The 13,019-nt window shown below is 69.8% G+C and carries 10 protein-coding genes; 3 read left to right on the top strand and 7 right to left on the bottom strand.

Annotated elements, in window-relative coordinates; translation table 11 throughout:
* Positions 1-120: 120 nt before the first annotated feature.
* On the top strand, positions 121-2,265 hold the full coding sequence (locus tag RUR_RS28275) for a M6 family metalloprotease domain-containing protein (RefSeq protein ID WP_283138257.1): 2,145 nt from the start codon (positions 121-123) through the stop codon (positions 2,263-2,265).
* A 243-nt stretch (positions 2,266-2,508) separates the two neighbouring features.
* Here RUR_RS28275 and rraA read toward each other — a convergent pair whose 3' ends face one another.
* From rraA to RUR_RS28240, 7 genes are all read right to left on the bottom strand, one after another.
* Entirely contained in the window at positions 2,509-2,985 is a 477-nt protein-coding gene (gene rraA, locus RUR_RS28270; RefSeq protein ID WP_283138256.1) for a ribonuclease E activity regulator RraA, read from the bottom strand.
* Between the two features lie 384 nt (positions 2,986-3,369).
* Positions 3,370-4,371 carry an ABC transporter ATP-binding protein gene (locus RUR_RS28265; RefSeq protein ID WP_283138255.1) on the bottom strand — a complete coding sequence of 334 codons (1,002 nt, stop codon included), beginning with the start codon at positions 4,369-4,371 and terminating at the stop codon, positions 3,370-3,372.
* The gene (locus RUR_RS28260; RefSeq protein ID WP_283138254.1) at positions 4,368-5,372 is read right to left on the bottom strand and encodes an ABC transporter ATP-binding protein; all 1,005 of its coding nucleotides are present in this window, start codon (positions 5,370-5,372) and stop codon (positions 4,368-4,370) included. The genes RUR_RS28265 and RUR_RS28260 overlap by 4 nt, the downstream gene beginning before the upstream one ends.
* Before the next feature lie 22 nt (positions 5,373-5,394).
* Entirely contained in the window at positions 5,395-6,252 is an 858-nt protein-coding gene (locus RUR_RS28255; protein ID WP_283138253.1) for an ABC transporter permease, read from the bottom strand.
* Positions 6,249-7,202: an ABC transporter permease gene (locus tag RUR_RS28250; protein WP_283138252.1), complete on the bottom strand. Its 954-nt coding sequence runs from the start codon at positions 7,200-7,202 to the stop codon at positions 6,249-6,251. The genes RUR_RS28255 and RUR_RS28250 overlap by 4 nt, the downstream gene beginning before the upstream one ends.
* Before the next feature lie 10 nt (positions 7,203-7,212).
* Positions 7,213-8,829: an ABC transporter substrate-binding protein gene (locus RUR_RS28245; protein WP_283138251.1), complete on the bottom strand. Its 1,617-nt coding sequence runs from the start codon at positions 8,827-8,829 to the stop codon at positions 7,213-7,215.
* 101 nt (positions 8,830-8,930) lie between these two features.
* Entirely contained in the window at positions 8,931-10,562 is a 1,632-nt protein-coding gene (locus tag RUR_RS28240) for an amidohydrolase (protein ID WP_283138250.1), read from the bottom strand.
* A 196-nt stretch (positions 10,563-10,758) separates the two neighbouring features.
* Here RUR_RS28240 and RUR_RS28235 point away from each other — a divergent pair, with 196 nt between their 5' ends.
* Both RUR_RS28235 and RUR_RS28230 read left to right on the top strand, forming a co-directional pair.
* Positions 10,759-11,676, top strand: coding sequence for a LysR family transcriptional regulator (locus RUR_RS28235; RefSeq protein ID WP_283138249.1), 918 nt, complete (start codon positions 10,759-10,761; stop codon positions 11,674-11,676).
* A 196-nt stretch (positions 11,677-11,872) separates the two neighbouring features.
* Positions 11,873-12,997 carry a hypothetical protein gene (locus tag RUR_RS28230; protein WP_283138248.1) on the top strand — a complete coding sequence of 375 codons (1,125 nt, stop codon included), beginning with the start codon at positions 11,873-11,875 and terminating at the stop codon, positions 12,995-12,997.
* The last annotated feature ends 22 nt before the right edge of the window (positions 12,998-13,019 follow it).

Below are 13,019 nucleotides of genomic sequence, written 5' to 3'. Positions count from 1 at the left end.
AGCATTGGTGATCTTCTCAACAGATGACCGATGCCCAAGGGGGGTTTGATCCTTAGTGTCCGCTCCAAAGGGGCGGTGAGGTGACGTGCCTGCCCCCCGGCGAAGAGGTGATTCATGTCGATGTCCACATCACGTAGGGGGCGTGTCAAACTCGCGGGCGCACTGATGGTGATGGCGGTCGCCCTCGTTCCCGCCGGTATGGCGGCCGGTCCGGCGCTCGCCGCGCAGCCCGAGGAACCGGTTCACCCCTGGCGGGCCCCCCACTGGCCGCAGGAACAGCCCTGGCAGCGGGACGCCCCGAGCGAGGAGCAGCTGGACGCTCGGGCCATGGCGAAGACGGGCGTGGCCTCCCGGCCGGACGCGCCCGCTCCGATCGACCCGCAGAACTGGAAGAACCCCGACAACATGACCTGGAACGACTACAAGGGCGTTCCAGGTACCAACTGGGCGGACCCTGCGGCGAAGGGGAGCAAGCGCACGTTCAAGGGCGCGCTCGTCCTCGCCGACTACCCGAACATGCCGTTCGTGGTCACCCAGCCGCCCAAGTCGACGGTCTTCGGCAACCCGAGCACCGAAGCCCACTCCATCCCCCGGGAGCAGGTCGCCCAGTTCTACAAGGACTTCCTGAACACCCCGAACGCCCTCAACCGCGGGCACACCGTCCACGAATACTGGATGGAAGGCTCAGGCGGGCGCTACGGCGTGGAGCTCACGGCCTTCGGCCCGTACGAGCTGCCGGGCAAGTCCCACGAGTACGCGATGGAGATGCAGGCCGGCACCGGCTGCCCGGCCGGGGACGCCTGCAACAAGAACATCCGCACCGACACCCGGGCCAAGTTGGTCGCCGACGTCGGCGAGGAGCGCCTCCGCGAGTTCGACTTCATCTTCTACCTGAGCGCCGGTCAGGACGAGTCGGCGACCTGGCAGGAGTTCGGGCCGATCAAGTTCAAGAACAAGGAGGACGTCACCGACGAGTTCGGGCCGCCGGACCCCGCGCTGCCCAACTGGGTGCGCACCCGGTACGTGGAGTGGACCTCGTGGGCGTCGGGCTCCACCATCTGGCCGAACGCCGGCGGCGGCTCCTCCACCCAGGCCGAGAGCTCCGGCCAGGGCGTCTACGCGCACGAGCTGAGCCACATCCTCGGCATCGGCGACAACTACAACAACCCCTTCGGCATCCCGGCGAGACGGGCGTACACCGGCATCTGGGAGATGCTCAGCCGGGGTAGCTTCAACGGCCCCGGAGGCCCGCACAGCCGCTGGGTCATCCCGCCGACCGCCGGTGGTTCGATGGGCGCCCAGCACATGCTGCGAAACAAGATCAAACTTGAGATGGTGGACGAGAAGAACGTCCTGCGCCTGTCCCGGGAGGCCCTCGCCGAATCCGGGCTCGTCGTGGCCAAGGTCGTCGCGCGGTCGGCACCACCCGGCGAGAAGGGCCTGGCCGGGGTGAACATCGAGCTCGCGACCGGCGACAAGAGCCCCGCCTGCTCGGTCCAGACCGACCCGTTCTGCGACGGCGGAGCCTACAACAACTACACCGTCGAGGTCGTCGACCGGATGGGCTCCGACTCGTTCACCCCCGACTCCGGCGTCCTGCTCGCCAAGACCAAGAACCAGGACCGGGCGCCGTTCGAGTGGGTGATCGACGCCAACCCGCAGGACATCCGGATGGTGGACTTCGTCCGTCCCGACGGGACGAAGGAGTACATCACGATCGGCGACTACCGTCAGCTCTCCGACGCCCTGTTCCACGCGGGTACCAACTCGGGCAGCGAGTACGAGTACGTCGACGAGGCCAACCGGCTCCACTTCTACGTCCTCGACCTCAAGCGGGACCGCACGGGCGTCCTCTCCTACACCGTCGCCATCCGCTCCCTGGACGGCGCCGGCGTGCAGCGGCGCGGCGTGAAGGTCCTGCCCACCGTGGGCGTCTCCACCTCCCAGCGCTGGGCCAAGTGCGTCTTCCCGCTGGTCAACACCGGTAAGAAGGACGTCCCCGCCGGTCAGCACCCCGAGGGCGACATCAGCGAGTACGCGAGCTCCGACGTCTACCGCCTCAGCGCGACCGTCGAAGGCCGCGGCTGGGAAACCCTCGTCCCCAACGCGCTGAAGAGCGCCAAGGCCGGCGAGCTCACCACGGTCGTGGTGCACGCCAACCGCGACGCCGGAGGCTCCCGCACCGCCAAGCTCAAGCTCACCGCCGTCTCCGAGAGCGACCCCACCAAGAAGTCCGAGGCCACCTGCACCCTGATCGGCTTCTGACCCTCCTATCCGGGTCCCGGCTCCCCACGGGTCAGGGGGAGCCGGGACTTCCCCGTTTCCGGGACGATCCCAGGCGCCGTACGGCCTGGGCCGTCCTTTCGCCGGACTCGGGTACGGCGGGCGCCGCCCCCTGCCGTACCGGCACGTGTTCGGTCTTGGGCGCACACCCTGTCCCACCTGTGGCCGTCCGGGCGGCATGCCGTCGCCGTACGGGCTGCGCGGGATCGCTCGGATCGGTGCGGGTCACAGCTCGCGGGGGCTGGTGACGATGCCGTCCTCGTCGCTGTAGAGCCATTCGCCCGGGGTGAAGGTGGTCTCGCCGAAGACGACCGGGACGTCGACGGCCCCCGCCCCGGTCTTGGCGCTCTTGCGTGGGTTGGAGCCGAGGGCTTTGACGCCGAGGTCGAGGGCGGCCAGGGCGACGGTGTCGCGGACGGCACCGTTGATCACGACGCCGGACCAGCCGCCGGATACGGCGGAGGCGGCGATGAGGTCGCCCATCAGCGCGGTGCGCAGCGAGGCGTCGCCGTCGACCACGAGCACCCTTCCGTCGCCCGGGGTGGACAGGACCCGCTTGACCAGTGCGTTGTCCTCACGGCAGCGGACGGTGGCGATCCGGCCGGAGAAGCGGGCGCGGGAGCCGTACGAGCGGAACTGGGTGAGGCAGCTTGACAGGGTGTCGCCGTACTCGTCGATCAGGTCGGCGGTGGTGAAGTCCATGAGAGGATTCTGGCGACATCCGGGGCCTGGGGCGAGTGCCCGAGCGGTTCACCTGCCGGAACAGCCGCCAGCCGGCTTCCCGGACTCAGGTGTGGAGGCCGGACCGGGGACGTACGACGCGCGCCGCCTACGGCCGTACAGCCCGTCTGGGATGTCGTACGGCGTGCGCCGAGACCCCGGCGCGGTCTGTCCCGCAGGCGGGCGGAGCGCGAAAGCCCGATCGCCCCGTCGGCGTTTCCCGGAGGCCGGTACGGCCGGTGCCGCCTGAGGCCGTACGGATGGCACGTTCTGCGGTGCGGCGTGCGCCTGGTCTCTCGTCCGGCCGAGCGGGGCCGCACAGGACGACCGCTCCGGCGCGGTTACGCCGGAGCGATCCGCCACCCCTCACACCGCCGGGCGGTTCCCGGCGCCCGGGGAGACGAGGTGGCACGCCACCAGGTGCCCGGCCTCGGAGGAGGGCAGGAGCTCGGGGGGCCGCACCCGGCAGACGTCCTGCGCGACCGGGCAGCGCAGGTGGAAGTGGCAGCCCGGTGGCGGGGCGAGCGGGCTGGGGATGTCACCGGTCAGCGTGATCCGCTGCCGGGTGCGCTGCTCGTCCGGGTCCGGGACCGGCGCGGCGGACACCAGCGCCTGCGTGTACGGGTGGGCCGCCCGGTCGTTCAGCCCTTCTGAGCCGACGACCTCGACGACCCGGCCCAGGTACATCACCAGGACCCGGTCGGCGACGTACTCCACCGCCGCCAGGTCGTGGCTGATGAACAGGCAGGCGAACCCCAGATCGCGCTGGAGGTCCTTGATGAGGTTGAGGATCGACGCCTGGATGGACACGTCCAGCGCCGAGGTCGGCTCGTCGGCGACCACCAGCGACGGGGAGGCGATGAGCGCGCGGGCGATGCTCACCCGCTGACGCTGCCCGCCGGAGAGCTCGTGCGGGAACCGCGTCCTCGTCGAGTCCGGCAGCCCCACCAGGTCGAGCAGTTCCGACACCCGGCGATCGTGCTCCCGGGCCCGGCCCATGCGGTGGATGACCAGGGGTTCGGCGACGATGTCCCGTACCGTCATGCGGGGGTTGAGCGAGGTGGCCGGGTCCTGGAAGACCATGGTGAAGCCGGTGCGCAGCCGGCGGATCCGGCCGCGCCGCAGCGCGGAGACCTCCGTGCCGTCGATGACCACGCTGCCGCCGGTGGGCGGGTTGAGCATCACCACGCACCGGCCGACCGTCGACTTCCCGCTGCCGGATTCGCCGACGAGGCCGACGATCTCGCCTTTGCCGACGGTGAAGCTCACGTCGTCGACGGCGCGGACCACGCCCGCGGCGGTCCTGAAGTGCTTGGTCAGCCCGGTGACCTGAAGCGCCGGCACGGCCGGGTTCTCGGTCGTTCTCATCGGCCTGCTCCTGTTCCGGTCACGGTGGGCCGGTCGCCGGGGTTCCAGCAGGCGACGGCCTGCCCGGCGACGACCTCGGTGAAGCCCGGCCGCTCGGTGCGGCAGCGGTCGGAGGCGATCGGGCAGCGTCCGGCGAAGGTGCACGCGTCAGGGGAGTCGTACAGGGTGGGCACGGTCCCGGGGATGCCGCGCAGCCGCCGGTCCTCCCCACCGCTCCGGGTCCCCCGGCGGGGGATCGCCTCCAGCAGCAGCCTGGTGTACTGGTGCTGCGGGTCGTTGAACAGCGCCCGCACCCCGGCCTCCTCCACCTTCCGGCCCGCGTACATGACGATCACCCGGTCGGCGATGTCCGCCACCACGCCCAAATCGTGCGTCACCAGCAGCACCGCCATGCCCGTGCTCTCCCTCAGCTCCTTGAGCAGCTCCAGGATTCCGGCCTGGATCGTCACGTCCAGCGCGGTGGTCGGCTCGTCGGCGAGGAGCAGACGCGGCTCGCAGGCGATGGCCATCGCGATCATGACGCGCTGGCGCATCCCCCCGGACATCTCGTGGGGGTAGGCCGAATAGCGCTGGGCCGGGGCGGGGATGCCGACCCGTTCGAACAGGTCGATCACCCGGAGCCTGGCCTTCGACGCGGACAGCCCCCGGTGGCGGCGGAGGACCTCCGCCACCTGCTTCCCGACCGTGACCACGGGATTGAGCGAGCTCATCGGGTCTTGGAACACGCAGGCCATCTGCTTGCCGCGGATCGACGTCAGTTTCCGCTCCGAGGCGCCCAGCAGCTCCTCGCCGTCGAACCGGGCGGATCCGGAGATCTTCGCCCGCGGCCCCTGCAGGCCGAGCAGGGTCTGGATGCCGACGCTCTTCCCGCAGCCGGACTCGCCGACCAGCGACACGATCTCGCCGGGCTCCAGGTGGTAGGAGAGGCCGTCGACCGCGAGCACCGGGCCCTTGACGGTGGGGAAGCGTACCGTGAGGTCACGGACGTCCAGCAGGCTCATGTCGACTCTCCCTTCATGGCCGTCATCGGTTGACCGACCGCGGATCCAGCGCGTCGCGCAGGGCGTCCCCGGCGAGGTTGAACGCGAGTGTGATCGCGACGATGGCGATGCCGGGGAAAACCGGCATCCACCAGGCGACCTGGAGGAAGGACTGCCCGTTCGCCAGCATCACGCCGAGCGACGGAGCCGGGGGCTGGACCCCCACTCCGAGGAAGGACAGCAGCGCCTCACTGATGATCGCCGCCGGGATCGAGACGCTGATCTGGACCAGCAGGGCGCTCGCCGAGTTCGGCAGGATGTGCCGGAACAGGATGCGGCTGTCGCGGGCGCCGCTCACCGTCGCGGCGGCGACGTAGTCCATCTCCCGCAGCCGCAAGGTCTCGCTCCGGGTGACCCGGACCATCCCCGGCAGCTGGGCGATGGCGATCGCGATCGCCGCGTTGACGCCGGAGGCCCCGAGGATGGCGGCCAGGCCGACCGCGGTCACCAGGTGGGGGAAGGCGAGCGTGACGTCGACCAGCCGGGAGACGACCGCGTCGAGGCGCCGGTAGAAGCCCGCGACCAGACCGAGCACCACGCCGACGACCGTGGCGGCCAGTACGGCGAGCAGCCCGATCTGGACCGACGCCCGCAGGCCGTAGATCGTCCGGGAGAGCATGTCGCGGCCGAGGTCGTCGGTGCCGAGGAGATGCTCCCCGCTCGGCCCGAGCAGCGCGGCGTCGAAGACGGTGGCCTCGGGGTCGTGGGGGGCGAGCACCGGGGCCAGCACGGCGACCGCCGTGATCGCGACCACGGTCGTCAGCGCGACGGCCGCGGCGCGGTTGCGGACGAGGGAGAACTTCGCCCCCCGGCCCTTCACGGAGAGTTCGCCGGCGGTCATGCCGCACTTCCCGACGTGACGCGCACCCGGGGATCGATCACCGAGTAGAGCAGGTCGGTCAGGAGGTTGATGACGATGTAGGCGGTGGCGGTGATCAGCACGACCCCTTGGATGAGCGGGTAGTCCCGCGTGGTGACCGCGTCGATCATGAGCTTGCCGAACCCCGGGATGACGAACACCTGCTCGGTGACGACCGCACCCGCGATCAACGTGCCGAGCTGCAGGCCGACGACGGTCACGACCACGATGAGGCTGTTGCGGAGGGCGTGCTTCACCACCACCTGCCACCGGCTCAGCCCCTTGGCGGTCGCCGTACGGACATAGTCGGTGGTGAGCGCCTCCAGCATCGCGGCCCGGGTCTGGCGCATGATCACGGAGGCGAATGCCGATCCGAGGACGAGCGCGGGGAGCACCAGGTGCGTGACGTGGGCCACGGGGTCGTCGCCGATCGGCACGAACCCCGACGCCGGCAGGATCGGGATGAGGATGGCGAACACCAGGATGGCCATGAGCCCCAGCCAGAAGGCGGGGACCGACAGGCCGATCAGCGCCGCGACGCCGACCAGCCTGCCGATGAGCCGTCCCCGGCCCAGTGCCGCGATCACCCCGGTGGTGACGCCGATGGCGACGGCCACCGACATGGACACCACCGCCAGTTCCAGCGTCACCGGGATCGCGCCCGCGATGACCTCGGAGACCGGCAGGCCGGTCCGAACCGACGTCCCGAGGTTCCCGGTGACGATCTGCTCCAGGTACTTCACGAACTGGACGGCGATCGGCTGGTCGAGACCGTACTGACGTCGCACGGCCTCGAGGGCGGCCGGGTCGCCCTCCTGTCCGACGAGGGCGACCGCCGGGTCCCCCGGCAGCGCCCGTACCCCGAGGAACACCACGGCGACGGCGATCAGCAGGGTGATCAGGGCGCTGCCCGCACGGGCGAGAAGACGCACGGGGCTCTCGCTACCCTTGGCCGGTCACACGCGCGGCGCGGAAGTCGACGACCCCGTTGGGCTGGGTCGTGACGCCTTCCAGCGAGTCGCGCACACCGGCGTAGAAGGACGGGCGGACCAAGAAGATCATGGGCAGTTCCTTGGCGAGCTCGGTGGTGAGCCGCCCGTAGAGTTCACGCCGCTTGTCCACGTCGGGTTCCGACCGGGCCGCGGCGACCATTTCGTCGATCTTCGGGTTGGAGAAGTTCCCGTAGTTGAACGGGCTCCCGGTGGAGACGAACCGGCTGATGTTGGCGTCCGGGTCGATCCGTCCCGACCAGGAGTTCAGGTGCAGCTGGAACTCCCCGGCGGTCGCGGCGGCCAGCACGGCCGTCGAGTCCTGCGCGTTGATCTCCAGGTCGAAGCCGCCCTGCTGGACCATCGACTTGAGGGCCTGGGCGATCCGGGTGAACTCGGGGGTGTTGCTGAGCAGCAGCGAGACCTTGACCGGCGCGGTCACGCCCGCCTCTTTCAGCAGGTCCTTGGCCTTCTGCGGATCGTACGGCGTGCACGTGGTCGCGGCCTCCCCGGCCAGGGCGGTCCCCGGCGGGATGAACCCGCAGGCCGCGGCATACTGGCCGTTGTAGACCACCTTGTTGAGCGCTTCACGGTCGATGCTCAGCTCAAGGGCCTTACGGACCCGGGGGTCCCGGTTCAGCGGCCCCTCCACCTTGCCGGGCTTGCCGACCCCGCCGGCGTTGCCGCCGTTGACCTCCAGGCCGATGAAACCGATCCCGTTGGACTTGAGGATCTTCGTGCCGTTCTTCCCGTCGAGGCCGGCGACGTCCGTCGTCGGAACCCGCTCCACGACGTCGATGTCCCCGGACCGGAGGTTGGTCACCCGGACGGTCGAGTCCGCGATGATCTGGTAGGTCAGGCTCTCGATCTGGACCTTGGCGGCGTCGTAGTAGTTCGGGTCCTTGACCACCTTGACGAAGTTCTGCGGAGCCCGGCTGTCGTACTTGAACGGGCCGACGCAGACCGGGGAGTTGCCGAAGTCGTCCCCGGCGGACTTCAGCGCGGTCGGCGACATGACGATGCCCGCCCGGTCGGTGACCAGGACGCTGAACGCGCCCGGCGAGATGGGCTTCTTCATCGTCAGCCGCACGGTGTGCTCGTCCACGACGGCGACGCTCTCCAGCGCGGCCAGCTCGCTCTTCCGCTGCGAACTCGGGTGGGTCAGGTGCCGTTCGAGGGACACCTTGACCGCCTCGGCGTTGAACGGCGTGCCGTCGGAGAACTTCACGCCCTGGCGCAGTTTTACGGTGACGGTCTTGTGGTCCTCGCCGAACTCCGGCTCACCCGCGGCGAGCCGGGGCACCATGGTGGCCTCCGGGCTGACCGCGTAGAGCGTCTCGCACATCGCGTCGAAGATCACGACGGAGGTGAAGGTGTTGGCCAGCGTCGGGTCCAGCTGTCCGGGCTCACCGGACACGGCGTACTTGACGTGCTTGTCCGTGCCGCCCCGCGCCCCCTGCGCGGTGTTCGACTGGGAACTGCAGGCGCCGGTCGCGATGAGGGCGCCGACGGCGAGAATCGAGAACAGGGCGCGCTGCGATCCGTAGGGAAATGATCGGAAGGATCTCATGTTGTTCCTTGGAGATCTGGGTGTTTCAAGGGGGATATGGGGAGACGCCGTCCACGGGGACGGCGCCATCGTCGTCGGGGTGTTGCCCAAGGTGGTCGCGGTCAGCAGACCGCGCCGCTCGCCCACACGACGCGGCCGTCCAGCAGGGTCAATTCCGAGGTGATGGTGTGGATCTCTTCGGTCGGAACGGTCAGGTAGTCCTTGGAGAGCACCGCCAGGTCGGCGCGGTAGCCCGGAACCAGACGCCCCCGGACGCCGTCCTCGAAGGTGCACCAGGCACTGCCCACTGTATAGCCACGGAGGGCTTCCTCCCTGGTCAGCAGGTTCTCCTCCGCCAGCGTCGGGGTGCCCGCCACGGTGAGGCCGGTGAGGAACCACTCCAGGCTGGTGAAGGGGTTGTACGAGGCGCCGCGCATGCCGTCCGAGCCGAGGGCGATCGGGACGCCCGCCTCGATCAGCTTGCGCATCTCCGGGGATCTGGCGATGAGCGCCGCGCCCCAGGCCTTGATGGACTCCTCGCCGTGGAACCGCATCAGGCTCTGGACCATCACGCCCGCGCCCAGGGCCTGCAGCCGGGGGATGTGTTCCTCGGTGATCCCGACGCCGTGCACGATCGTCCAGCGGAGGCCGGAGATCGGGTGCTTGGAGTCGATGCGCTCCCACACGTCCAGCAGCCGGTCGATGTACAGGGTGTGGTGCGCGTGGATCTGCACGGTCCACCCCTTGGCCGCGAACGGCGTGAGCAGTCGTTCGTGCATCTCCATCGCCTCGGGCGAGGTGTCGCCCGGGGTGTCCATATGATCGTGGCTGCGGAAGACGATCACCTCGCCGATGCCCGACACCCGCATCATGTCGTCGCCGAAGTGCGGTTCGAGGAACCGCGCGTAGCCGGCGAGGTCGTCTTCCTCCGTGCCGGGGGCGGCCCCGTGCTTGTAGAGCCGTACCCGGGTGGAGAGCTCACCCCGGCGCCACGTCTCGTAGATCGGATGGTAGACGTCCGGCCCGGTGTTGAAGCCGCCGCCGTCGATGCAGCCGGTCAGGCCGACCCGGGCGAACTCCCGGGACAGGGACGCCGTCGAGGCGACCTGGTTCTCGAAGGCCGGGGCCGGGAGTCGCCGGTAGAACCACGGCATCAGCTGGACGCCGAGCCCCCTGCCGGTCAGCTCGCCGTTCTCGTCCCGCTCGAACCTGCCGAGGTGGGTCAGAGTCGACACCAGCTCCTCGGTGATCCCCATGGCCTCCATGGCGAGCGTGTTGAGCTGGACGTAGGTGTACTGCATCTGGACGTAGACGGGGTGATCGGGAGCAACCCGGTCCAGCTCCTGCCGGGTCGGCCCCCGGCCGCCGTCCCGGAACTGCCTGTCGTCGAAGCCGCCGATGACTCGGATCCAGCTGCCCGCAGGCTGCCGTCGCGCCGCCTCCGCGACCAGCTCCAGTGCGGTGGACAGCTCGTAGACGTCCTCCCATCGGATTTCGTCGTCCCAGGTCAGGCCGGCCCGGACGAAGTGGACATGCGAGTCGATCAGACCCGGAACGACCCGGCGACCACCTAGATCCACCACTTCGGTGGATTCACCGGCCAGCGACCGGATCTCCCCGTCACCTCCCACCGAGGTGATCACACCACCCTCGATCGCGAGGGCGCTGACTTCGCCGGGAACGTCGCCGGAGTCGGCGAGGGTGGTGATCCGGCCGTTGACGAGAATCCGGTCGGGAACCACGGATGAGGTCACAACACCTCCAGGAGAGACAGCCCGCGTCGTCGGCGTGGCTGTGGACGGAGAGCGCGCGTCAGGACCGTGATTGAATCCGGCCGGAGATTACAGATCGTGACGATCCGCGCTCGACGGTTACCCACTCAATGTCGCGGGGGAACCCCCTCCGGGTCCAACAGAACGTTTCGGACGCAGGTATCGATACCATCGCTAGATGGAGTTGCGGCAGGTAGAGCACTTCGTCGCGGTCGCCCAGGAGCTCAACTTCTCCAGGGCCGCCGAGCGGCTGCACCTGGGTCAGTCGTCGGTCTCATCGTCGATCCGGGCGCTTGAGCGCGACCTGAACACGGTCCTGTTCGCCCGGGACAGCCGGACCGTTCAGCTCACCGAGGCCGGCCGGGTGTTCCTGCCCGCGGCCCGCCGGTTGCTGGCCACCGCCCGCGAGGCCCGCGACGGCGTCTCGGCGGTCAGCGGTCTGCTCACCGGCACGGTCAGAATCGGGATTATTCAGACATTGGAGGGGATCGACATCCCGGGTGCCATGGCCGATCTCCGTAAGCGCCATCCGGGACTCTCCGTGCATCTCCGCGACGGTCAGCCCCCCGCCATGCTCATCGACGTGGCGAAGGGCCGGCTGGACCTGGCCGTGGTTCCCGCCCTCGCCGACCAACCCCCCGGAGTGCATCTGCAGGCGCTGCACCGCGAGGACTTCGTCCTGATCACGTCGGCGGCGCACCGGCTCGCCGACCGGGTGACGGTGGACCTCGACGAACTGGCCGACGAGGCGTGGGTCGAATTCCTCAAAGGCAGCACACTCCGCCAGGTCAACGACGAGGTCCTGGGGACGGCCCGTACCGTCGTGGCCGACCTCGGCCAGATGACGCTGCTGGTCTCGCTGGTCCAGGCCGACGTCGGCGTCGCCATCGTCCCGCGCTGCGTGGCAGAGAACGCCGGCCTGCCGGCCATCGGCATCCGGCAGGCCTTCCCGCCCCGGGAGATCCTGCTGGCCCGCCCCGCCGGTCCGATCGGCGCCCCCGCCGCCGCCGTCATCGAGGCCTTCCTATCGGCCAAACGCCGCCGCGCCGCCCGCGCTGCCTCCGGCCGTACGGTCCCCGCCGGGGAGGCCACCTGAGGCGGTAACGTCCGCCTGACTTTGGGTTGTGTACGGCTTTGGCTGGTCCGCCGTCCGGAGGCGGGCCGTGGCCGGCGGTGGGCGTCCGGCCGATCCAGGAGTCGAGGGAATCGCCATTTCTTACGGTTATGTGATCAATTTGCCGATTATGTGATCAATCGGCAAATCTATTTCTTGATCCAGTACGATCCCCGCCATGGGTGCCGCTCTGATTTCGCTAAAAGTGTCGGGTGATGGGGATCGTGCTGCGCTGCACGAGGCGATCTGGGAAGACGTGCAGGAGTTCATCCGCATGTATACCGCCTCGTCGGCAAACAACGGGGTTTATGAGTATCTGTCGGAAGCGGTCGAGGACGCCCGGGACAGAGACCTCTGGGGAGCCGACGGTGAGCGGCTGGAGTGGACGTTCCGCGACTACGCCGGCTGCGCCGCGCGATCGGCGTGGGTGTGGGAGCACTGGTTCCGGCTCGCTCTCGCCGCGGACCGGGACCGTTTCACCCGGCTGGCGGACAAGCACGGGCTCTCGCTGGGGGATGAGCCCTCCCCCTTGGCCGACCTTCTCGCCGGTGACGAGCGCTACGTGGAACTCCGCGGCGACCTGTGGTCCGTCAGTGAAGACGGGCTGCACGGCGACGACAGATTCGTCGACGTGACCGAGCTCACCGACCGGGAGCGCAAGCAGTACGCCACGGCACGCGAGCGATGCCTGTGCGGCCCCTGCACGAAGCTGCGGCCCGAACCGCGCTTCCGCGCCGCGATGCTGAACATGCTGAGCGGCGAGAACGCCCCCAGCGCGGCCTGGTACCTGGCGCGCACGGCGGAGCCCTCACCGGAGCTGCTCGTCGCCCTCGTCCGCGCCGGCGGCGAGATGCACGACCTCGTCCCCGAAGTCGAACGCTGCGCCCGGCGCGTGCCCGGCGCGTGGCAGACCCTCGTCTCCCTGCTCCCGGACCTGCGCGGCGGCGCGCTCGGCCTGGCGCTGTACGCGCTCGCCGAAGTCGCCCGCGGCGACGACGACCGCCGCACCCTCCTGCGGGAACTGGACGCCTCGCTCGGCGGATCGGACGAGGCCGCCGTGGCCGCCGCCGAACTCGCCGGACGGATCGGCGGCGGCGTTCCCGGCCTCCCCGGGCGGCTCGCCGCCGTCCTCGACCGCGACGTCTCCGATCGGCTGCGCCACAGCGCGGTGCTCGGGCTCGTCAACCTGCACCTGCCGCCCCGGCCGGCGCCGGACCCCGAGATCCGCGTGCGGCTTGAGCGTGAGGCGGAGCGGGACACCGAGGCGGGCAAGCTCGCCACGTGGGCGCTGACCATGTACTGACGGCGCCGACCCCGCCGGAGCC

It is taken from the genome of Rhizohabitans arisaemae (genome assembly GCF_025996515.1).
Classification (GTDB): domain Bacteria; phylum Actinomycetota; class Actinomycetes; order Streptosporangiales; family Streptosporangiaceae; genus Rhizohabitans; species Rhizohabitans arisaemae.
The sequence above is the reverse complement of the archived record's forward strand: the minus strand, read 5'-3'. Positions and strand labels throughout refer to the sequence as shown.

Bases quoted from the DNA above. Each gene is read 5' to 3' on its own strand.
- RUR_RS28275 (WP_283138257.1), top strand. From the start codon at position 121: ATGTCCACATCACGTAGGGGGCGTGTCAAACTCGCGGGCGCACTGATG.
- rraA (WP_283138256.1), bottom strand. From the start codon at position 2,985: ATGGACTTCACCACCGCCGACCTGATCGACGAGTACGGCGACACCCTG.
- RUR_RS28265 (WP_283138255.1), bottom strand. From the start codon at position 4,371: ATGAGAACGACCGAGAACCCGGCCGTGCCGGCGCTTCAGGTCACCGGG.
- RUR_RS28260 (WP_283138254.1), bottom strand. From the start codon at position 5,372: ATGAGCCTGCTGGACGTCCGTGACCTCACGGTACGCTTCCCCACCGTC.
- RUR_RS28255 (WP_283138253.1), bottom strand. From the start codon at position 6,252: ATGACCGCCGGCGAACTCTCCGTGAAGGGCCGGGGGGCGAAGTTCTCC.
- RUR_RS28245 (WP_283138251.1), bottom strand. From the start codon at position 8,829: ATGAGATCCTTCCGATCATTTCCCTACGGATCGCAGCGCGCCCTGTTC.
- RUR_RS28235 (WP_283138249.1), top strand. From the start codon at position 10,759: ATGGAGTTGCGGCAGGTAGAGCACTTCGTCGCGGTCGCCCAGGAGCTC.
- RUR_RS28230 (WP_283138248.1), top strand. From the start codon at position 11,873: ATGGGTGCCGCTCTGATTTCGCTAAAAGTGTCGGGTGATGGGGATCGT.